The sequence below is a fragment of the Frigoribacterium sp. PvP121 genome (genome assembly GCF_017833115.1).
GTDB classification, from domain to species: domain Bacteria; phylum Actinomycetota; class Actinomycetes; order Actinomycetales; family Microbacteriaceae; genus Frigoribacterium; species Frigoribacterium endophyticum.
The window spans coordinates 1301669-1320608 of sequence record NZ_JAFIBR010000001.1 but is presented as its reverse complement, the minus strand read 5'-3'; the positions used below and the strand labels follow the sequence as shown (position 1 = coordinate 1320608).

At 74.5% G+C, this 18940-nt stretch carries 22 protein-coding genes; 10 read left to right on the top strand and 12 right to left on the bottom strand.

The features are described 5' to 3' along the window. Positions 1 to 100 precede the first annotated feature (100 nt). The 3 genes from JOE43_RS16145 (at position 101) to JOE43_RS06195 (ending at position 2472) form a co-directional block, all read left to right on the top strand. Complete coding sequence (locus JOE43_RS16145; protein ID WP_209515870.1) at positions 101 to 739, top strand: TetR/AcrR family transcriptional regulator; 639 nt, start codon at positions 101 to 103, stop codon at positions 737 to 739. 41 nt (positions 740 to 780) lie between these two features. Further along, positions 781 to 1731: an aminoglycoside phosphotransferase family protein gene (locus JOE43_RS06200; RefSeq protein WP_209515867.1), complete on the top strand. Its 951-nt coding sequence runs from the start codon at positions 781 to 783 to the stop codon at positions 1729 to 1731. A gap of 168 nt (positions 1732 to 1899) precedes the next feature. After that, positions 1900 to 2472, top strand: a complete 573-nt coding sequence (locus JOE43_RS06195) for a hypothetical protein (RefSeq protein WP_209515864.1) — start codon at positions 1900 to 1902, stop codon at positions 2470 to 2472. 94 nt (positions 2473 to 2566) lie between these two features. Here the strand turns inward: JOE43_RS06195 and JOE43_RS06190 are convergent, their stop codons facing one another. From JOE43_RS06190 to JOE43_RS06155, 8 genes are all read right to left on the bottom strand, one after another. Beyond that, on the bottom strand, positions 2567 to 2980 hold the full coding sequence (locus JOE43_RS06190) for a hypothetical protein (RefSeq protein ID WP_209515861.1): 414 nt from the start codon (positions 2978 to 2980) through the stop codon (positions 2567 to 2569). A gap of 57 nt (positions 2981 to 3037) precedes the next feature. Beyond that, entirely contained in the window at positions 3038 to 3898 is an 861-nt protein-coding gene (locus JOE43_RS06185; protein ID WP_209515858.1) for an Asp23/Gls24 family envelope stress response protein, read from the bottom strand. Between the two features lie 145 nt (positions 3899 to 4043). Next, entirely contained in the window at positions 4044 to 4649 is a 606-nt protein-coding gene (locus JOE43_RS06180; protein ID WP_209515855.1) for a hypothetical protein, read from the bottom strand. Next, positions 4646 to 5227, bottom strand: a complete 582-nt coding sequence (locus tag JOE43_RS06175) for a DUF6286 domain-containing protein (RefSeq protein ID WP_209515853.1) — start codon at positions 5225 to 5227, stop codon at positions 4646 to 4648. The genes JOE43_RS06180 and JOE43_RS06175 overlap by 4 nt, the downstream gene beginning before the upstream one ends. Then, the gene (locus JOE43_RS06170; protein WP_209515851.1) at positions 5224 to 5577 is read right to left on the bottom strand and encodes a hypothetical protein; all 354 of its coding nucleotides are present in this window, start codon (positions 5575 to 5577) and stop codon (positions 5224 to 5226) included. The genes JOE43_RS06175 and JOE43_RS06170 overlap by 4 nt, the downstream gene beginning before the upstream one ends. Further along, entirely contained in the window at positions 5574 to 5762 is a 189-nt protein-coding gene (locus JOE43_RS06165; protein ID WP_056052392.1) for a DUF2273 domain-containing protein, read from the bottom strand. Before JOE43_RS06165 ends, JOE43_RS06170 begins: the two co-directional genes overlap by 4 nt. Continuing rightward, positions 5759 to 6196: an Asp23/Gls24 family envelope stress response protein gene (locus JOE43_RS06160; protein WP_209515848.1), complete on the bottom strand. Its 438-nt coding sequence runs from the start codon at positions 6194 to 6196 to the stop codon at positions 5759 to 5761. The genes JOE43_RS06165 and JOE43_RS06160 overlap by 4 nt, the downstream gene beginning before the upstream one ends. A gap of 173 nt (positions 6197 to 6369) precedes the next feature. Further along, complete coding sequence (locus tag JOE43_RS06155; protein ID WP_209515846.1) at positions 6370 to 7371, bottom strand: helix-turn-helix transcriptional regulator; 1002 nt, start codon at positions 7369 to 7371, stop codon at positions 6370 to 6372. A 400-nt stretch (positions 7372 to 7771) separates the two neighbouring features. Here JOE43_RS06155 and JOE43_RS06150 point away from each other — a divergent pair, with 400 nt between their 5' ends. The 3 genes from JOE43_RS06150 to JOE43_RS06140 are packed head-to-tail and all read left to right on the top strand — an operon-like array spanning position 7772 to position 9401. Beyond that, a complete protein-coding gene (locus JOE43_RS06150) occupies positions 7772 to 8347 on the top strand; it encodes a sigma-70 family RNA polymerase sigma factor (RefSeq protein WP_307803422.1) in 576 nt (191 codons plus the stop codon). Next, entirely contained in the window at positions 8344 to 9012 is a 669-nt protein-coding gene (locus JOE43_RS06145) for an Asp23/Gls24 family envelope stress response protein (protein ID WP_209515843.1), read from the top strand. The genes JOE43_RS06150 and JOE43_RS06145 overlap by 4 nt, the downstream gene beginning before the upstream one ends. Then, positions 9009 to 9401 (top strand): hypothetical protein, encoded by a 393-nt coding sequence (locus tag JOE43_RS06140; RefSeq protein ID WP_209515840.1) that lies wholly within the window; start codon positions 9009 to 9011, stop codon positions 9399 to 9401. The genes JOE43_RS06145 and JOE43_RS06140 overlap by 4 nt, the downstream gene beginning before the upstream one ends. Here JOE43_RS06140 and JOE43_RS06135 read toward each other — a convergent pair. After that, complete coding sequence (locus JOE43_RS06135) at positions 9349 to 10755, bottom strand: heparan-alpha-glucosaminide N-acetyltransferase domain-containing protein (RefSeq protein WP_307803260.1); 1407 nt, start codon at positions 10753 to 10755, stop codon at positions 9349 to 9351. The genes JOE43_RS06140 and JOE43_RS06135 overlap by 53 nt on opposite strands. 174 nt (positions 10756 to 10929) lie before the next feature. Here JOE43_RS06135 and JOE43_RS06130 point away from each other — a divergent pair, with 174 nt between their 5' ends. Together JOE43_RS06130 and JOE43_RS06125 are read left to right on the top strand one after the other, a co-directional pair. Then, on the top strand, positions 10930 to 11475 hold the full coding sequence (locus tag JOE43_RS06130; protein WP_209515837.1) for a cysteine hydrolase family protein: 546 nt from the start codon (positions 10930 to 10932) through the stop codon (positions 11473 to 11475). A gap of 258 nt (positions 11476 to 11733) precedes the next feature. Next, positions 11734 to 13230 (top strand): hypothetical protein, encoded by a 1497-nt coding sequence (locus JOE43_RS06125; protein WP_209515834.1) that lies wholly within the window; start codon positions 11734 to 11736, stop codon positions 13228 to 13230. A gap of 470 nt (positions 13231 to 13700) precedes the next feature. On the opposite strand, the gene JOE43_RS06120 is transcribed toward JOE43_RS06125, so the two are convergent. Continuing rightward, complete coding sequence (locus JOE43_RS06120) at positions 13701 to 14012, bottom strand: helix-turn-helix domain-containing protein (protein ID WP_209515829.1); 312 nt, start codon at positions 14010 to 14012, stop codon at positions 13701 to 13703. Between the two features lie 112 nt (positions 14013 to 14124). Between JOE43_RS06120 and map the strand changes: the two genes are divergently transcribed. Together map and JOE43_RS06110 are read left to right on the top strand one after the other, a co-directional pair. Beyond that, positions 14125 to 14901 (top strand): type I methionyl aminopeptidase, encoded by a 777-nt coding sequence (gene map / locus JOE43_RS06115; protein WP_209515826.1) that lies wholly within the window; start codon positions 14125 to 14127, stop codon positions 14899 to 14901. A 27-nt stretch (positions 14902 to 14928) separates the two neighbouring features. After that, positions 14929 to 16239: a cytochrome P450 gene (locus JOE43_RS06110; protein WP_209515823.1), complete on the top strand. Its 1311-nt coding sequence runs from the start codon at positions 14929 to 14931 to the stop codon at positions 16237 to 16239. A 191-nt stretch (positions 16240 to 16430) separates the two neighbouring features. Here the strand turns inward: JOE43_RS06110 and JOE43_RS06105 are convergent, their stop codons facing one another. After that, positions 16431 to 17111, bottom strand: coding sequence for an ABC transporter ATP-binding protein (locus tag JOE43_RS06105; RefSeq protein WP_209519087.1), 681 nt, complete (start codon positions 17109 to 17111; stop codon positions 16431 to 16433). Between the two features lie 89 nt (positions 17112 to 17200). Next, the gene (locus JOE43_RS06100; RefSeq protein ID WP_209515820.1) at positions 17201 to 18697 is read right to left on the bottom strand and encodes an ABC transporter permease; all 1497 of its coding nucleotides are present in this window, start codon (positions 18695 to 18697) and stop codon (positions 17201 to 17203) included. Between the last annotated feature and the right edge of the window lie 243 nt (positions 18698 to 18940).

Below are 18940 nucleotides of genomic sequence, written 5' to 3'. Positions count from 1 at the left end.
CGTCCGTCTGCCTCCACTCTAGGCAAGTACTTTCCGGATTGACAAGTACTTTCCGCGAGACAGTCACCGGGACCGTCGGCACCGCCGGTACCCTCGGACCGTGCCCCCGACCGCCGACGCCGACGCTCCCGCCTCCGCGGGCGACCGGCCGACCCGCGGCCGCCCCGCCGAGATCGACCCCGCGGCGCTCGCCCGGACCGCCGTCGCCCTCTTCGAGGAGCGCGGCTACGACGCGGTCAGCATGGCCGACGTCGCCGAGGCGGCCGGCATCGGACGCCGCAGCCTGTTCCGCTACTTCCCCACGAAGGCCGACCTGGTGTGGGACGGCGCCGAGCCGGTCGGCGACGAGATGCAGCGCAGGCTCCGGTCGAGCCCGCCCGGCGGCGACCTCCTCGGGGCCTACGGCGACGCGTTCGTCGCCGGCCTCGCGGTGCCGGCTCTCGACCTCGCCGCGACGCGGGCCCGGCTGCGCATCATCGCCGCGCACCCGGAGCTGCTGACGCAGGTGGGCTCGCGGATGGGCAGCCGCTCCACGACGCTCGCGGCCTTCATCGCCGAGCGCCGCCCCGACCTCGTCGGGACGGTCCGGATCGTCGTCCTCGCCGACGCGCTGAGCGCCGCCACGTACGCCGCCCTCCGCTGGTGGGCCGTCGAGAGCGACGACGAACGACCCGACGCCGCGATCCGCGAGGCGCTCGAGGCGCTGGCCGACCTCGCTCGGCCGCCCCGCGACTCCTGACCCGCCCTGGCCCGCCGCTCGCTGCGCGCTAGCGTGGGCCGATGGACTCCACGCCGTCACGTGCCCGCTGGGACGACCTGCCCGTCGAGCTGCGAGAGACGGTCGCCGGGGTGCTCGGCAGCCCCGTCGTGACCGCCGTCAGCCAGGTCGCCGGGTTCTCACCGGGCAGCGCCGACCGCGTCGTCGCCGCGGACGGACGCCGAGCTTTCGTCAAGACGGCCGACCGGCGCCGCAGCCCCGACACGGCCGACCTGCACCGACGGGAGCTGGCCGTCGCCGAGGCGCTGCCCGCGACCGTGCGGGCCCCCGCCCTGCTCGGGTCGTGGGTCACCGACGACTGGGTCGCGCTCGTCCTCGACGACGTCGAGGGGCGGCACCCCGGGGAGGCGCGCGACGGCTCCGACGTCGACGCTGTCCTGGACGCGTTCGCGACGCTGCCCGTGGCCCGGGGGTCGATCGCGTTCGAGGGCCTGCCCGAGGCCGCCGACGAACTCGGCGGCGAGGCGGCCGGCTGGGACCGGCTCGAGGCGGACGGCGCGCTCGACGCGCTCCCGGACGAGGTGCGCCGCGACCTCCCGGAGCTCCGTGCGGCGGCCGCGCGGGCCGCCGAGGCCGCCGCGGGCGACCACCTGCTGCACCTCGACGGCCGCGCCGACAACGTGCTCGTCGACGCCGGCGGCGCCGCCTGGCTCGTCGACTGGCCGTGGGCCGCGGTCGGCGCCCGCTGGATCGACGGCGCCCTCTACCTGCTCGACGTGCTCGTGCGCGGCGAGCGCGTCGACGTCGAGGCCGCCCTCCGGTCGCACCGCCTGCTGGCCGACGTGCCCGCCGAGGACGTCGACGCCGTGCTCGCCGCCGTCGCGGGGTCGTTCTTCGACAAGGCCCGGCGACCGGCACCCGAGGGGATGCCGACCCTGAGGGCGTTCCAGCACCGCGAAGCAGTCGTCGCCGCTGGCTGGTGGGCAGACCGCCGGGCGGCACGCCGACGGTGACGGCGCTGGCCGACCTCGCTCGGCCGCCCCGCGACTCCTGACCCGCCGACGATCGAGAGGTCACGATCTGCTCCGATCTGGGGCCGGGAGGAGCAGATCGTGACCACTCGGCGCCGCTGCGCTAGCGTCGGGGCGACGGGCCGGGGGCCCGGCAGCGGGGAGCAGCAGATGACCGACGACGACCGGGGGCCGGAGGGCCTCCCCGACCTCTCGACCCTCCCGCCCGCGCTCCGCGGCGGCGGCTGGCGGGGCACCGTCGACGCCGTGCCGCTGACGGTCGGGCGGTCGCTCGCCGCCGTGGCCTCGGGCGTCCTCGCCGGCCTCGCGACCGTCGTCGTCGTGCTCGTCGTGGCCGTCGTCGCGTCGCCGAGCGGCTGGGAGGGGCTCGGCGTCGTCCTCCTGGCCCTCGCCGGCGGCATCCTCGTCGCCTGCCTGGTCGCTGCCCTCGTCGTCAGGGCGTTCGTCCGGACGCGTCAGCGGGGCAGCAGGTTCTCCGGGGTCTTCTCCGCCGCCCTGGCGGTGCTCCTCGTCGCCCAGGCGGCCCTGATCGCCGGGGCGGGGTCGGGTCTGCTCACCGGGCCGGCAGCCGATCTCCGTCTGCTCGACTGGCTGCTCGTCCCGATGCTGTGGACGGTGCCGGCGGCCGCCGCCGGCGTCGTGCGCGCGAGGGTCGTCGCCGCGGTCGCGGGCGCCGGTGCGCTCGTCGTCGTCGTGGTCGTCCTCCTCCGCCTCACGTCCTGAGACCCGCCCCACGGCCGAGTGGTCGCGATCTGCTCTCCCCCGGGGCGGGGAGGAGCAGATCGCGACCACTCGAGGGAGGTGCCGGAGGCGCGGGTCAGCCGCCGACGCCCGCCCGCGCCACGAGGTCCTGGATGAAGGGCCACACGTCACGAGCCTGGTCGACCCCGGCGAGGGCGGTGGCGAAGAGCGGCCAGAGCGACACGAGCAGCGTCGAGACGACCGCCGCGACCGCCAGCACCCAGGCGAGGGCGCCGTGCCGGGAGAGGAACACCAGGCCGAGCAGCGCCAGCGCGAGCAGGAAGCCCACGGCCGCCGCGCCCGCGATCGACCCGACGGGCACGTCGAGCGCCCCGGCGGTGCCGCCGTCGGCCGCGCCGATGAGGGCGAGCACCGGCAGGAAGACCCCGCCCACGACGAGCAGGCAGACCACCACGCCGGTGGCGAGGGCCCACCAGACCGCCCGGGGGCGGTGCGGTCGGCGGCTGGTCGTGGTGCGTCGTCCGAACATCGTCGTTCCTCCTGCGTGTGGTCGGGTCAGTGCGGGTCTCTTAGTGCGGGGGCCGGGTCAGGCCCGGCGGGCGTCGTCGTCGGCGGCGGCGGCACGGGCGGCGTCGGCCGCGGCCTCCGCGGCGCGGGCAGCCGCCTCGGCGGCGTCGACCGCCGCGTCCGCGGCGTCGCGCTCGGCCTCGACGGGGCCGGTGCGGTCACCGTCGTCGTGACCGTCGGCCGCGCGCTCCCACTCGGCCGCGGCCGCGTCGTCGTGGGCGACCGGCTCCGCCTTCGGGTCACGGGCGGAGGCGTCACGGGCCGCGGCGTCGCGGGCCTCGCCGGCCGCGTCGTCCACCGCGTCGGCCGTGCCGTCGATGGCGTCGGCGATCGCGTTCCGCGCCGAGTCGGCGAGGCCTGCGGCACGGTCACCGAGCGACCTCTGGTCGTCGGCCGGTGCGCCCTCCTCGACCCGCGACTCCTCGGGGTCCGCCTCGCGCCGCGACCCGGCGTCGTCAGGGTCGGCCGAGTCGTCGTCGGCGGGGGCGACGTCGTCGAACGGACCGTGCACGTCGACCACCGACACGTCGACCGTGACGGGCTCGCCGTCGAGCTGGCCGACCGCGTGGCCGACCTGCGTGCGCACCTTCTCGGCGAGCTCCGTGACGTTGGTCGGGTACTCCGCCACGAGGGCCACGTCGACCTGGAGGCCGGTCGAGGCCTGCGTCACGGTCACGCCGGTCACGCCGCCCGCGCCGAGGCGCGACCGGACGGCGCCGACGAGGCGCGCCGAGGGGGTGCCGAGGGCGTGGACGCCCGTCGTGCCGAGGACGGTGAGCGCGATCGTGCGCTCGAGGGCGGCCTCGGGCGACGAGGCGTCGACCGGCCCGAGGGAGTCGAGGTCGATCCGGGTGACGTGGTGGGTGGCGCTGGTGCTCATGGTGCGGCCCCTTCTCGGGCGGTCGGCCGCGGGTGCGGCTCTGGAAGAAGTACGGGTGGGAGGTCCTGGGACCGAGAGCGGCCCTCGCCCTCGGTCGAGGTCGAGGGCCGCGTCGGTGGTGCGGGTGCGTCGTGCCGGGCGGTGCTCAGTCGAGCCGCGTCGCTCCGGACATCTGCGTGCGGAGCCCGCCGTTGATCTGCACGACGACGGGGGTGACCGTGCCGAGCAGCTCGTCCCAGCGGGCGACGGCCTCGTCGACGGCGCGACGGAGGTCGACCGGCGAGGCGCCGCGGCGGGCGTCGACGGTCACGCGGAGCACGTTCTCGCCCTTGACGCGGAAGGCGACGACGTCGGCGGCGAGCACGCCGGGCGTGCTCGACAGCGCCTCCTCGAGCACGTCGGCGGCGACCTTGGCGTCGACCACGACGTGCCCGCCGGTCGGCGAGTGGCTGCCGTCGGCCTCGGAGAGGTCGAGCAGGGTGCTGGTGCGCCCGCCGCCCTGACGGACGATGAAGACGACCAGCAGGAGGGCCAGCACGAGGCAGGCCGCGGCCGTCACCCAGAGGATCCAGACCTGGCCGCCCGAGAGGGCGTCCGTGACCGGGCCGGTCGCGTCGGACGCGCCGTCCGAGACCGTCTGCTGCACGTCGGGCCACAGGGCGCCCACCGCGACGGCGGCGCCGGCGAGGAGGAGCACGAGGCCGACGACGAAGACGACGATGCGGTTGAGAGCGCGGTTGGTGTCGTTCATCGACCGACCTTCCCCTTCTTCTTGGACAGCTTCACGCGGGGGCGGAGCGTCGGCGAGTAGTCGTAGCTCGAGATCTCGCCGCGGACGGCCTCCTCGATGCTGCGCAGGTCGGCGGTGCGGCCCGAGACGGGGTCGATCTCGACGAGTGCGACCTTCTTGCCCACGCTGACGGTCACGCGGTCGGGGTGCACGTCGCCGGCGAAGCTCGCCGTGCGGGCGAGCGACCGGGCGATGACTCGGTCGTCGACCACGGCGGCGGTGCGGTCCGCCGTGGCGGCACGGCGACCACGACGGCCGGGGGCCAGCGACACGACGATCAGCACGAGGCCGACGATCGCGACGACGGCACCGATCGCGGTGAGCGCTCCGACCGGGGCGCCGGCCGCGCCGAGCACGGCCGAGGCGGCGTCGGCCGGGGCGACGAGCAGGGGCGCGGTGCCGAGCGCGGCGAGCACGGACTCCGTGCCGATCCAGGCGAAGACCAGGACGAGCAGGACGGCCAGGGTCACGGCGACGCCGGACCTCGACGAGTGCGTCTCACGCCGGAGGACGCGGCGGTAGGTGCTGCTGGTGCTCATGAGACCCGCCTCCTCTGGCTGAGCTCGGCGCCGGTGACCTGCAGGTCGACGCGTTCGACTTCGGTGCCGGTCAGCTGCAGGACGCGCTGCCGGATGGTGGACTGGGCCGACGTGAGCCGGTCCAGCAGGGTGCCCGCCGTGCGGTTCGGCACGCCGAGCGGGGTGAGCCGCACGGGGGCCTTGGCGACGAGGGTGAGCCCGCCGTCACGGTCGGACAGCTCCACGGACACGTCGGACGCCTTCGCGTCCAGTGCCTCCGCGGTGACGGCCGACACCACACGGCGCACGGCGCGCGACGTGATCACGGTGCGGCCGTGGGAGGCCTGGTCGGCCGTCACCGCCGCGGTCACGAGGACCGCCGCCCGCGGAGGGCGTCCGCGACACCGCGGACGTCCAGCTTGCCCTCGGTGAAGCGACCGACGAAGTAGCCGATCACGAGTGCGAGGGCGACCAGGAGGAGGCCTCCGAAGCCGAACTGCAGGGCCGTCAGCGCGAGGACCGCGCCGACGAGCATGCCTCGGGTGGTCGCGGTCACTGGACGCGGCTGTCGTCGGCGTCGTCGTTGTCGTCCGACGGGATGTAGACGTCGGAGACGGTCACGTTGACCTCGGTGACCTCCATGCCGACGACCTGCGAGATGGCGTCGGTGACCGACTTGCGGACGTCGTCGGCGACCTTCTGGAGCTCGACGGGGTACTCGGCGACGATGATGATGTCGGCCGCGACCTGCTTCTCGCCGACCTCGACCGAGACGCCCTGGCCGCGGTCCTGCTGGTTGATGGCGTTGCGGATCGCGCCGATGGCACGGGCGGCGCCGTTGCCCAGGTCGTGCACGCCGGGGACCTCACGGGCCGCGATGCCGGCGACCTTCGAGACGACGCCCTCGGCGATGGTGTTCTTGCCGGCGGCGTCGCCGGTGTGCTTGGCGGCAGCGGTGCTGGTGCTGGTGGCGGGGGTGACGTTGGTCATGGTCTGTCTCCTTCTCGTGCTGGTGGCGCCCCACCGGGTGGTGGTGCGGTGTTCCCGTCGGTGGGACTCATCATTCAGACGCATCGACGTGGTCAGGTGTCACGGCCGTTCAGGCTGCTGTCAGGAAGCGTGGTGAGGACACTCACTTCCCGGACATCTCGCCCGCGCTTCCGTCATCTCCGCAGGGTCTCCCGCGGCTGCTCGCCGAACCGGCGGGCGTAGGAGGCCGAGAACCGGCCGAGGTTGCCGAAGCCCCACCGGGTCGCGACGTCGGCGACGTGGACCTCCCGCGGGGCGGCGCGGAGCAGCTCGGCGTGGACGCGGTCGAGGCGGACCTGCCGCACGTAGGCCGCGGGCGAGGCCCCGAGCTGGCGGCTCATCGACTGCTGCAGGGTGCGGGGGTGCAGCCCCGCGGCCGCCGCGACGTCGGACGGCGTGATCGGCTCGTGCGCGTGCTCGTGGACGAAGTCCACGGCGTCGCGGAGGCGGCCCGGGCCGACCGAGCGGACGGTGGCGGGCACGTCCGAGACGCTCCAGGGGAAGAGGTCGAGGATCGCGTGGACGAGCACGAGCTGCGCCTCGGCACGGAGGAGCGGCGACGTGCCCACCTCGACGAGCGGGCCGGTGACGGCCGCCAGGGCGCGCCTCCACCCCTGCACCGCCTCGGGCGCGGGGGCCTCCGAGCCGTCGAGCACGACGAGCTGGGCCGGGCCGCCGTGGCGCTCGCGGGCGGTCTGCTCCAGGAAGGCCGGCTCGACCTGCACGACGTGCTGCACGTGCGGCGACAGCCGCAGCTCGTAGGGCAGCTCGGTGGGCAGCGGGAAGGGGTCGGAGGCGCGGCTGCGGTGACCGCCCCGGCGGTGGTCGACGGACCCGGCTCCCTCGCGGAACCAGCCGACGGCGTAGCGGTCGGGCCACGGCACCTCGCCGTGCAGCCGGCCGCCGAAGGTCGACGTGAGGAGGGTGACGCGCCCGTCGTCGACCGACGAGCAGCGGTACGTGAACGCCTCGTCGACGGCCTGGGCCCGGAAGCCGCGTCCGCCCCAGACCTGCTCGTAGTGCAGGCAGGCCTCGTCGGGGTCGGTGCCGGACGCGCTGGCCCGGCGGGGTCGGTCGGAGGCGCCCGGGCCGTCGGCGGGTGCAGGGGCGACGGCGAGCGTCTTGTACGTGGTCATGCTCGGTTCCTCTCCGGTGCGCACGCCCTCGGGCGGGCACCACTGACAGGACGTGCGACGTGGCAGGTTCGTCACGGATCCGTCGTGCAGTGAGGATGATTCGTGTCTACCGGCGAGATCGACAGGTCGTGGCGGCACCCCAGAACGCGGGCGGACCGGGTCGTCCGCCCCGACGGGTCGCGCACCCGGTGAGGAGGCGCGGGCCGGGAGCGCGGCCCGGGCCGCGGCCCGGGAGCGCGGTCCGGGAGGCGCGGATCGCGTCGCCCCCGGACTCGACCAGCGGCCAGGACCCGCCGCCCGCCCAGCACGCCGTGGTAGCAACGACAGCAGCGCGGGTCACCCTCCCGCGCTCCGCCGCGGGCACGAGCCCCGCCCGGCGAGGTGCACCGCACCCCGCCCGATCGCCCGGGAGGTCGACACCATCGCCGACGACCCGCTCCTCGACGCCTCGGACGGCACGCTCGCGACGCGTGCCCGGGACGGCGACGTGCACGCCTTCGAGGTGATCGCCCGGCGTCACGGCCCCCTGATGCGCGTGCTGGCCGGCCGGCTGCTCGGCTCCGACGTCGAGACCGACGACGTCGTGCAGGAGGCCTTCCTCGTCGCCTGGCGTCGGCTCGGCGACCTCGACGACCCGGGCACGCTCCGGGCGTGGCTGATGCGCATCGTCGGCAACCGGAGCATCGACCGGCTGCGGGTGCGCCGCGACCACGACGACGTCGACGCGTACGAGCGCCCGGCACCGCGCTCGGAGGCCCCCGACCGGCAGGTCGAGACGCGCCTCCAGCTCGACGCGATGTGGTCGGCGCTCGACAAGCTGCCCCTCGACCAGCGACGCTGCTGGTTGCTGCGCGAGACCGCGGGCTACTCGTACGCCGAGATCGCGCAGGCCCTCGACCTGCCGACCTCGACCGTGCGCGGGCAGATCGCCCGGGCACGGGTCTTCCTGATGGGCGAGATGGAGGCATGGCGATGACACCGATCGACGACTCCGCGCCCCTCGACGCGGCAGAGCTGGTGGACGGCGTGCCCGTCGACGAGCTCGCCGACTACCTCGACCGTGGCCGGACACCGCGCGACCCGCGCATCGAGGGGTCCGCCGAGTGCCGTCTCTACCTGCAGGCGCTCGACCGGGTGACGCGTCTCTCGCACGCCTCCCTCGAGCGCGAGGCCGAGCGTGAGCCCGATCGTGACGACACCTGGATCACCGGCCTGCTCGAGACCATCCGGCATGAGGTCGTGGGCGGCCGCGACATCCCGGTCGGGCACCCCGACCCGGCGACCAAGCTGAGCGTCACCGAGGCCGCGGCGCGCGGGCTCGTGCGCCGAGCCGGCGACGACGTCGACGGGGTCCTGCTCAGCTCGACCTCGTTCGACGGCGACGTCGACACGGCGGGAGCGCCCGTCGTCGTGCGGGTCACGGCGGCGGTGCGCTACGGGCTCGACCTCAACGCCGTGGCCGACCAGCTGCGCGACCGCGTGGCCGCGACGCTCGGGCTGCACACCGAGCTCGCCGTGACCGCGGTCGACGTGACGGTCGACGACGTGTGGCTGCCGGGCGACCGCGGCACGGGCACCGGCTCCGGCGGGGGCCCCGACGGCGGCCCCACCGACACAGACACCGAGGAGGCGCGGAGATGACCGACGAGATGCTGGACGCCCCCGAGACGGCCGAGACCGACCAGGCCCTGTCGCGCGCCCTGACCCGGGCGCTGCGCGGTGCCCGCGGCGTCGTCGACGTCTTCGACGCCCACCCCGTCGTCGAGGCGGCCGTCACCCTGGTCGCCGAGGGGCTCGAGCTCGCGGAGCCCACCGGCCTCGTCGACGTCGACCGCTCCGGCGGCCTGCTCTCCGTCGCCGCGCACGTCGCCACCGACGTGGCGGTGCCCACCCCGCAGACCCTCGCGCGGGCCGCCGACGTGATCCGTCAGACGGTGGCGGAGCTCGGCACCGACGCCGACGAGGTGGTCGTCAGCGTCACGGCGCGTCTGGTCGAGGCGCCTCTCGAGGCGGCTCCGCCCGCGGAGTAGGCCGGCGGGGGTCTCCCGCCATGGCCCGGGCACCCGCGGCCGCCAGCCGTTCGAGCGGGCCTCGCCCCACGACCTGCACCCACAGCGTGCTGGCCACGAGGAGCGACAGGGAGAGGACGACCCAGAGCGCGTCGTCCGGCGCGGTGCCGGCCGCTCCCAGCGTCACCGCGATCACGACGACGTGCGCCGCGTAGGCGCTCAGCGGCATCGAGCCGAGCGCGGCGACCGGCAGCAGGACCCACCGCAGCGGCCTGCTCAGCAGCAGCGCGCCTCCCACGATCGCCATGGCGAAGCCGCCGCTGCCCACGATCTCGGCCGACCCGCCGGAGTGCGGCGACGCGTCGACGACCGCGTCGACGACGCCGCTGTCGGGCAGGATCTCCGCCAGCACGCCGAGCTGCTCGACGGCGCCCGTGCCGGCGTCGGTCGGCGTGAACGACACGGTCGACTCGCTGCTGCCGGAGACGTCGGCGCTGTCGGGGTAGCAGTCGACGTAGTCGGGCGACGACCAGCAGGTCCAGTCGGTGAGGTCGAGGTCGCCGCCCGGCACGGTGACGCCCTCCTCGTACGACGACGACGAGCTGGAGCCGGACGACGACGCGGCGGACCTCCCGGTCAGCCCCGCGACGCCGTAGCCGACCGCGCAGAGGGCTACGCCGACGACGAGCAGCCGCAGGGCCGTGCGGCGCGAGAGCAGGTCGCTGCGCCCGATCGCGAGGCCGGTCAGCAGCAGGGCGAGCCAGACGGTGACCGGGTAGCTGCCGAAGAGCACGAGGTCGATGCCGGGCCCGTAGGCGTCGACGGCCACGTACCCGAGCACCGTCAGGGCGAACGGCCCCACGAGGGCGAGCAGCGCGGCGGTGATCAAGAGGTGGCGACGCCGCCACCGGAGGAACGGGACGACGGCGACGAACAGGACGCCGTAGAGGGTGAGGATGACCGCGATGCCGGTGCCCAGCAGCTCGAGCGCGACGCCGAGGGCGAAGACCACGGCGCCGCGGCCCACGAGCAGCAGGCGCAGGCGCAGCAGGCGCTCGGGGGCCGGGACGGTGCGCCCACCGGTGAGGAGCGCGATCGAGATGCCCGCGACGAGGGCGAAGAGGAGCGAGGAGCGGCCGTGGACGAGGTCGGTCCAGGTGCTGACGTCGCCCCAGCGGAACGCCTGGGTAACCCCGACGTGGGCCCCGATCATGCCGATCACGGCGACGCCGCGGGCGACGTCGACGCCCATCACGCGCGGCGGCCGGCCGAACCGGCGCAGGCCGCGGACGGGCGGAGGCGCGGTGCCGGTCAGCGCGCCGGCTGACGGGGCCGGGGCGGGGAGGGCGTCGGGGGCGGGGGCAGGGCCGGGCACGGTCGTCCTTCGTCGGGGGCTCGGCCCGAGGTGGGCCGTGACGAAGATAGGGCACCGCGGAGCTCCGTGACGGCCCCACTTCGCGCGTGCTCCGCGTCGGTCCGGGGGCGTCGGCCCGGCCGGCCGCCCGCGGTGACGTTGCGGCGCGAGGCCCCGCGCTGGGATGCTCGCGGCATGACCTCCGCCACCGCCCTCCTCGTCATCGACCTCCAGCGGGGCGTCGTCGTCGGGTGCGTCGACGCCGACGCCGTCCTCGAGCGGACCGCCCGTCTCGTGGACCGGGCGAGGGCGGAGGGCGTGCCCGTGGTCTGGGTGCAGGACCACGACGACTTCCCCGAGGGCACCGACGACTGGCAGCTGGCTCCGCCGCTCGCCCGGGCGGACGACGAGCCGCTCGTCCGCAAGGACCGCCGCGACTCGTTCGTCGGCACGGACCTCGCCGAGGTGCTCGAGCGCCTGGGGGCGGAGCACCTCGTCGTCTCCGGCGCCCAGACCGACTACTGCGTCCGGACGACGACGCAGGCGGCGGCCGTGCGGGGCTTCGACGTGACCCTGGTGTCGGACGCCCACACCACCACCGACGCCGAGCACGACGGCGTCGTCATCACCGGCGAACAGATCGTCGCCCACACGAACATGTACTTCGCGGGCCTCCGCTACCCGGGGCAGCACTTCGCAGTCCAGACGCACGACCGGGTGCAGCTGACGAGCCGCCGGTAGGTGCGGCGACCAGGTGCCAGAACTCGTCTCCTCAAGAACGTGAGCAACTGATAGCTTCTCGACAGGGGCCGAGGCCCTCTTCTGCTCGTCGAGGTGCTGGGCCCCGACGGACTTGCAATGACGCATGTATCCGTTCCGACAGAAAGCACTCCTTTGCGCTCATCAGCCACCAGGGGCCTCGTCGCTGTGCCGACGGCCCTCGCACTCGCACTCGGAGGTGTCCTGCTCGCCGCGGGCCCCGCCTCCGCCGCGGCTCCCGTGACGATCACGTCGCCGGCTCCCGGGTCCACCTACGACAACACGGCAGGCCTCCCCCAGGTCGTGCCGATATCGGGGACGGGCCTCCCCACGGCCGACGACCTCGTGCTCACGTACGACATCGGCACGGGCACGGCCGCCCAGGCCCTGTTCAGCGGCACGACCCACAACGCTGACGGGTCGTTCTCCGTCAACGCCAACTTCGGGCAGCTGCCCCCCGGTGAGACGACCGTCGTGGCGACCGTCTCCGGCGCCGACTCGCAGTCCGGCGTCGCCGACCCCGAGGTGACGCCGTCGGCGTACACGTTCGAGCTCGCGGTCGCGCCGAACCCCTCGTTCCCCTTCACCGTGACCTCGCCCGGCACCGGTGAGGTCGTCGACACGACGACTCCGGTCTTCACCGGCACGGCGCAGCCCGGCAGCACGGTCACGGTCACCTACAGCAACAAGGCCCTCGGCAACTCGGTCGCCGGCACCGCCGTCGCGGACCCGAGCGGGGCGTACTCGGTGCCCACGACCTTCCTCGACCTCGCGCCCGGTTCGCTCGGGTCGGGCGCCACCGTCACCCAGACGGACCCGGACGCCCAGGTCGGTCGTCTCTCGATCGCCTTCACCTTCGCGCAGCCTCCCGTGCCCGCCATCGCACAGACGGTGACCGCGACCCCGGACGAGGTGACCGTCGAGCAGGCCACGACGACCGGGATCGCGGTCGCCGCGACGGGCTTCAGCCCCGGCGAAGAGGTGCGCACGGTCGTCACGGACTCTGACGGAGCCGCCGTCGAGCTCGCCGACCGTGACCTGAACTACTACGCGGAGAACGACCTCGGCGCCTACGCCGACACCCTGGTGTTCACGGACACCGTCGCTCCCGACGACTACACGATCACCCTCACCGGCGTGCGCTCAGGCATCGTCCTCACGGCCGAGGTCACCGTCGTCGACGAGGTCGTCGTCCTGACACCGACGCCGGTGATCACCAGCCCGACGGAGGGGCAGGTCGTCTCGGGCGGGACGGTCACCGTCTCCGGCACCGGTCCGGTCGGCTCGGGCATCGTCCTGACCGTCGCCGAGCAGTCGTTCTTCGACGGCACGGACCTCGAGTCCCCTGCCGAGGGCCGGTTCTACCTCACCGACCTCGGCGACCCGATCCTGGTCGACGACGCCGGCAACTGGACGATCACCGTCTCGCTGCTGCCCGGTGACTACGTGGCCCAGGCCGTCGCCGCCGAGCTCACGTCCGACGGTGCCGTCGACGAGGCGGGAGGCGTGTCCGAGTTCTCGAACGTGGTCGCCTTCAGCCTCGTCGCAGCCCCCGCCGCCGCGGTGCCGCCCGTCGTGACCCCGGCGGCGCCCGTCGTCCGGCCGACGGGTCTCGCCTACACCGGCGCAGAGGCCGGCCAGGGCGTCATCGGTGCAGCTCTCCTGCTCCTCGTCGGAGGCGGCCTGCTGGTCGCCGCCCGTCACCGCCGCACCCTGGCGGTCGCCCCGACCGAGTAGCACCGCATCAGCACCTCCGACCGCCCCGTGAGGCGACCACGACGTCAGTGGTCACCCCGCGGGGCGGTCGCACGTCGTCTCCGTGGTGATCGACCGGTTGCCGCCGTCGGCGAGGAGCACGCGGCGAGCTGCAGGCCGGCCAGCGGCTCCTCGTCATCGGCGCGGGCGGCGTCGTCGGCGAGTACGCGATCCAGCTCGCGAAGCGACTCGGCGCCCACGTCGTCGCCACCGCGAGCCCCCGCAGCGCCGACGCCGTCCGTTCCGCCGGCTCCGATCAGGTCATCGACCACACCGCGACCGGCGTGCGCGGTGCTCTGGACGGCCAGGTCGACGTCCTGCTCAACCTGGCGCCGCTCGACCCGGCACTGTTCGAGGCCGACGTCGCCGCGGTCAGCGCTGCGCGGCAGGGTGCACGACGAGCTCGGTGACGTCGACGTCGGCCCTCTCCGTCGCGGAGCGCCGCGACGACGTCAGGAGGCGAGGGCCGGGCGACTGCCGGAGGTACCGCTGCCGAGGAGGCTGCCTGGCGCCTCGACGTCCGGCAGTTCGACGTCTGCCCAGAGCGCGTCGAGTGAGATCGCCAGGACGCGAGCGACGGAGGCGATCGTCGCGAACGCCGGCGTGGCGACGCGACCGGACTCGATCTTGCGGAGGGTCTCCGGCGAGATCCCCGCGGCCAGGGCGGTCTCGAGGAGGGGGCGCTCGCCCCTCGTGCGGCGCAGCACGGCACCGAGCCGGCGGCCACGCTCGATCTCGGCGGGCGTGAGCGGGAGGCGGACCATGGGGCGATGGTAGCCGACGGGCTCCGGGGCGGGATAGTCTTACCGGGATAACAATACCGACCGTGGACGGTGCGCCCTTCGCACCTCGACGACCTGACCCCTGGGAGCCCCCGTGATCGAGATCCTCGCCCCGGCCGAGATCGACCGAGCCCGTCGGAGCGGGGCCCTGGTCGGCAGCATCCTCGACACCCTCCGCTCCCGGGCCGAGGTGGGCACCGACCTCCTCGAGCTCGACGCCTGGGCTCGCGAGCTCATCGACCGAGCCAGCGCCGACTCCTGCTACGTCGACTACGCCCCCTCGTTCGGCAGCGGCCTTTTCGGGCACCACCTCTGCACCTCCGTCGGCGACGCCGTGCTGCACGGGAAGCCCCGGGCACAGCGCCTCGTCGACGGCGACCTGGTGACCCTCGACCTCGCGGTCTCCCTCGACGGCGTCGCCGCCGACTCCGCGGTGAGCTTCGTCGTCGGCCAGGCCGCACCCGAGGCCACGGCGCTGATCGCGGCGACCGAGCGGGCACTCGCCGCCGGCACCGCGGCCGTCCGCCCCGGTGCCAGGGTGGGCGACCTCTCCCACGCGATCGGCACCGTCCTGACCGACGCCGGCTACGCCGTCAACCTCGAGTTCGGCGGGCACGGCATCGGATCGACGATGCACCAAGATCCTCACGTCGCCAACGACGGCCGCCCGGGGCGCGGCTACCGCCTCCGACCAGGCCTGCTGCTCGCCCTCGAGCCGTGGGTGATGGCCGACACCGACCAGCTCGTCACCGACCCCGACGGCTGGACGCTGCGCAGCGCCACGGGGTGCGCCACGGCGCACAGCGAGCACACGGTGCTCGTCACCGACGACGGCGCCGAGATCCTCACGCTGCCTCCGCGCCGGTCCTGAACTCGCGAGTGGGGGCACGATGGCCGCATGTCCGACTCGACTGCCCTGACGAATCCGCTGCGTGACGACTCCCTCTCCGTGCTCACCCGGGGCTACGGCTTCGGCGCCCGACTGTGGGGCCGCACCCGCTCGGGTGCGCGTGCCGTGCCTCTCCGGCTCCTCGGGCGGCCGGCGTTGCTCGTGCGCGGCGCCGAGGCCGTCGAGCTGTTCTACGACGAGCAGCGGATCGCACGGCACGGAGCCATGCCCGCGGTCGTCCAGCAGACGCTGTTCGGCCGGGGGTCGGTCCACAGCCTCGACGAGGCGGAGCACCGGCACCGGAAGGCGACCTTCCTCGACGTCGCCTACGAGGATGAGCAGGTCGCACGGCTGACGCCGCTGCTCGAGCGCGAGTGGCGCCGTGAGGTCGACGAGTGGCTGGCCGGCGGTCGACGCTCCGCCTACGACGCGGCCGTCGGAGCCTTCGGGCGAGCGAGCATGACCTGGGCGGGCCTGCCCGGGACGGCGGCAGCACGGACCCGATGGTCCGCGCGCCTCGCACAGATCGTCGACGGCTTCGGCGTGCCGTACTCCCCTGAGTACCTGCTCGCGGCGGCGAACCGCGCGTGGTCGGACCGTCACGCTCGACACCTCGTGGAGGCTGTCCGTGCCGGCACTCTCGAGCCCGACGCGGGGACAGCTCTGCACGAGTGGGCCTGGCACCGCGACCGCGAGGGTGCCCTGCTGCCCGCGAAGCTGGCGGGGATCGAGCTGCAGAACAGCATCCGCCCGATGATCGCCGTGGCCCGCTTCGTCGCGTTCGCGGCGGGGGAACTGCACGACCACCCGGAGTGGCGGGGGCGGATCGCCGCGGAGGGCGCGGAGCGCGGGACCCTGACCGGCGGGCCTCTCGCCGTCGCCTTCGCGCAGGAAGTCCGGAGGACTGCACCGTTCGTGCCGATGCTGCCGGGCTGGGCGCGGGACGACGTGGAGCTCGACGGGCAGCGACTGCCGGCTGGGTGCCGGGTGCTGCTCGACATCCTCGGCACCGACACCGACGACGCGTCCTGGCACCGCGCCTCCGAGTTCGATCCGGAGCGCTTCGTCGATGTCGACGACTACGAGTCGATCACGACGTTCGTCCCGCACGGTGGCGGGGACCCGGCCGCGGGCCACCGGTGCCCGGGCGAGAAGCTCGCGATCGCGGGCCTCGCCGCCGCGGTCACGGCCCTCAGCGACCCCCGCCTGACGATCCTCGACGAGGGACTCTCGGTCGACCGCCGGCGACTGCCGACGAAGCCGTCGTCCGGCGGACGGATCCGAGCCGCCGGAGCGCCGTCCCGCTGCCCGTTCCACTGACGCCGCGAGGACGCTCCACGGGGATGCACCTCTCAGCCTCCCTCGACCTTCCCCAGGTCTGAGCCGCGATCACCGGGGCGCGCCCGCTCCGTGCCGGCGCCTCCGGCGGCTACCGCGTCGACCTCGCAGGATCTCCGCCCCGTGACCGACCTGCTACCCGTTCATCTGACCGGCGGCCACGGCGTGTGAGGTCAGGCAGCCGGCCCCAGCTCCGCGAGCTCTCCGCCCGCGATGCGCAGGCGGCGTTGTGCGCGCCGGGCCACGGCCGAGTCGTGCGTGACGATGACCACGGTGAGCCCTCGGTCACGCCAGACGCCCTCGAGCAGGTCCATGATCTCGTCGCGGGTGGCCTCGTCCAGCGAGCCCGTCGGCTCGTCCGCGAGCAGCACGCTCGGTTCCTTGACGAGCGCCCGCGCGATGGCCACCCGCTGCTGCTGCCCGCCCGAGAGCTCGCTCGGCAGGTGGTCGGCTCGTTCAGCGAGCCCCACGGACGCCAGCGCCGCCCTCGCCTTCTCCCGGCGCTCCGCCCGCGGCGTCGAGCCGTCCGCGAAGGCCGTCTCGACGTTCTCCGCCGCCGTCAGGGTCGGGATGAGGTTGAAGCCCTGGAACACGAAGCCGATCTCGCGGGCCCGTGCCGCCGCCAGGGCACGGCCCCCTGCCGCCGAGAGGTCCGAGTCGCCCAGCCGAACCGTGCCGCTCGTCGGTCGGTCGAGCGCGCCGAGCATCTGGAGCAGCGTCGACTTGCCTCCGCCGGTGGGCCCCTGGATCGCGACCATCTGCCCTGTGGGGATGACGAGGTCGACGCCGGCGAGGGCCGTCACCGTGCGCTTCTTCTGCTGGTAGGTCTTCGTGACCGCGGTGAGCGTGTACATGGGTGCTGTGCCTCCGGAGGCGGTAGTCGGGTCGGTCTCGCCGGCTGCGGTCGGCAGGGCGGTCGGGTCCGTTGCTTCGTGGATGTCGGTCACGCGACGCTCCTCAGGGCCTCGGCGGGGCGCAGGCGCGAGGCACGCCATCCCCCGGCGGCTCCGGCGAGCAGGCCGCCCCCGACGGCCAGGCCCACCGCGAGGACGACGATCGACGCCGTCACGGGCACGGTCAGGGCGACGTCGGTGGTGGCCTGCGCCACTTGCTGGCCGACGCCGCCTCCACCCGCTGATCCGGGGCCGCCGGCGCCGGGCCCTGCCGCCTGGGTGGTGGCCGCGGCGGACAGGGTCGGTGCCACGACGTTCACGACCAGGATCCCGAGGAGGCCGACCGCGACTCCGACGACTCCGCCGAGCAGGCCCTGCACGAGGGACTCCCCCGCGACCTGACGGGTGATGCGGGAGCCGCTCCAGCCGATGGCCTTGAGCGTGCCGAACTCGCGGGTGCGTCGACTGACGCCCGAGACGGTGAAGAGGATCGCCATGAGGAACGCGGCGGCGAGCACCGCCACGGAGAGCCACGTGCCGAGCTTCCCGATCAGGTCGGACGCGGTCGAGAGCGAGCCGGACACGCTCGACGCCAGGTCGGACTGGGTGCTCACCGTGGCGTCGGGCAATGCCGCCTGCAGGGCGGACTTCAGGGCGTCGACGCCGCTGGCGCTCGACGCCGTGACGTACACGTCGCTGATCTGGGCCGTCAGCCCGCTGAGCGCCTGAGCGGTGTCGAGGGGCACGTACGTGTCCGAGGAGGTGGCGGCGTCCGACGACGTGGACGCCACGATGCCGACCACCGTGAAGTCGGTGCCGCCGATGGCGAGCGTGTCGCCGACGGCGAGATCAGCGCTCGTCGCGTACGTCTGGTCGAGCACGACGACGTCGGTCCCCGCGTCGGCGGCGGTCAAGCCGCGGCCGTCGACGAGCGACGCACTGCTGAGGGGCCCGACCGCGTTCGTCGCGGGGTCGAGGCCCGTGACGGAGAACTGGTCGACGTCGAACGCGCTGCCGCCCGCGCCGTCGGCCCCGCCGGTGGGAGGCGCGGCCTGCGTGCCCGCGTCGGTACCGTCACCGGTCGCACCGTCGGCACCCGCGCCTCCTGCACCCCCCTGGGAGAAGTCGGGCACCGTGCCCGAGAAGCTCGAGGCCTGCAGGCTCAGGGTCGCGGTCGCGGCGGAGACGCCGTCGACGCCCTCGACGGTGGTCAGGGCCGACGAGTCGAAGGTCGCGGTGCCGCGCGCGGCGGAGAGGGTGCTCTGGGCGACCTCGGTGCTGCCGTCGTCGGTGGTGGTGCCGTCGCCGGAGCCGAAGGCGAACTGCTGGCCGGGCCCGTCGGCGCCCGGCTCGGCGGTCTGCGTGATGGTGACGTCGGTGCCGACGCCGTAGACCGACTCGAGGACGGTCGACTGGGCGTTCTTCACACCGGCCGCCACCCCGCTCACGATCATCACGAGGGCGATGGCCAGGGCCATGCCCGTCGCGATGATCACGGTCTGCTTGCGTCTGTTGCTCAGCTCTCTGAGCAGGTAGGTCAGGAACATGGTTCTCCTCGGTGCAGGGATCAGGACGAGGAACACGGTAGGAAACACCGCCCTCAGCACCCGATGGCCCCGCTAAGAGACCCCTATGGCACCCAGCCCCCGCCCGCCCGCCCGCCCGCCCGCCCGCCCGCCCGCCGTCATGGTCGGACCTGTCGCGGGTCCACGAGCCATGCCGCACCCTCGAGGATGGGACGATCCCGACGGCCACTGGACCGGGCTGCCTCGTGTGCGTTCACGTCATGC

Excerpts from the sequence above, each read along its gene's own strand:
- JOE43_RS06155 (WP_209515846.1), bottom strand. The coding sequence starts at position 7,371 with ATGACCACGTACAAGACGCTCGCCGTCGCCCCTGCACCCGCCGACGGC.
- JOE43_RS06200 (WP_209515867.1), top strand. The coding sequence starts at position 781 with ATGGACTCCACGCCGTCACGTGCCCGCTGGGACGACCTGCCCGTCGAG.
- JOE43_RS06145 (WP_209515843.1), top strand. The coding sequence starts at position 8,344 with ATGACACCGATCGACGACTCCGCGCCCCTCGACGCGGCAGAGCTGGTG.
- JOE43_RS06120 (WP_209515829.1), bottom strand. The coding sequence starts at position 14,012 with ATGGTCCGCCTCCCGCTCACGCCCGCCGAGATCGAGCGTGGCCGCCGG.
- JOE43_RS06180 (WP_209515855.1), bottom strand. The coding sequence starts at position 4,649 with ATGAACGACACCAACCGCGCTCTCAACCGCATCGTCGTCTTCGTCGTC.
- JOE43_RS06195 (WP_209515864.1), top strand. The coding sequence starts at position 1,900 with ATGACCGACGACGACCGGGGGCCGGAGGGCCTCCCCGACCTCTCGACC.
- JOE43_RS06110 (WP_209515823.1), top strand. The coding sequence starts at position 14,929 with ATGTCCGACTCGACTGCCCTGACGAATCCGCTGCGTGACGACTCCCTC.
- JOE43_RS06185 (WP_209515858.1), bottom strand. The coding sequence starts at position 3,898 with ATGAGCACCAGCGCCACCCACCACGTCACCCGGATCGACCTCGACTCC.
- JOE43_RS06190 (WP_209515861.1), bottom strand. The coding sequence starts at position 2,980 with ATGTTCGGACGACGCACCACGACCAGCCGCCGACCGCACCGCCCCCGG.
- JOE43_RS06160 (WP_209515848.1), bottom strand. The coding sequence starts at position 6,196 with ATGACCAACGTCACCCCCGCCACCAGCACCAGCACCGCTGCCGCCAAG.
- JOE43_RS06105 (WP_209519087.1), bottom strand. The coding sequence starts at position 17,111 with ATGTACACGCTCACCGCGGTCACGAAGACCTACCAGCAGAAGAAGCGC.
- JOE43_RS06130 (WP_209515837.1), top strand. The coding sequence starts at position 10,930 with ATGACCTCCGCCACCGCCCTCCTCGTCATCGACCTCCAGCGGGGCGTC.
- JOE43_RS06140 (WP_209515840.1), top strand. The coding sequence starts at position 9,009 with ATGACCGACGAGATGCTGGACGCCCCCGAGACGGCCGAGACCGACCAG.
- JOE43_RS06100 (WP_209515820.1), bottom strand. The coding sequence starts at position 18,697 with ATGTTCCTGACCTACCTGCTCAGAGAGCTGAGCAACAGACGCAAGCAG.
- JOE43_RS06175 (WP_209515853.1), bottom strand. The coding sequence starts at position 5,227 with ATGAGCACCAGCAGCACCTACCGCCGCGTCCTCCGGCGTGAGACGCAC.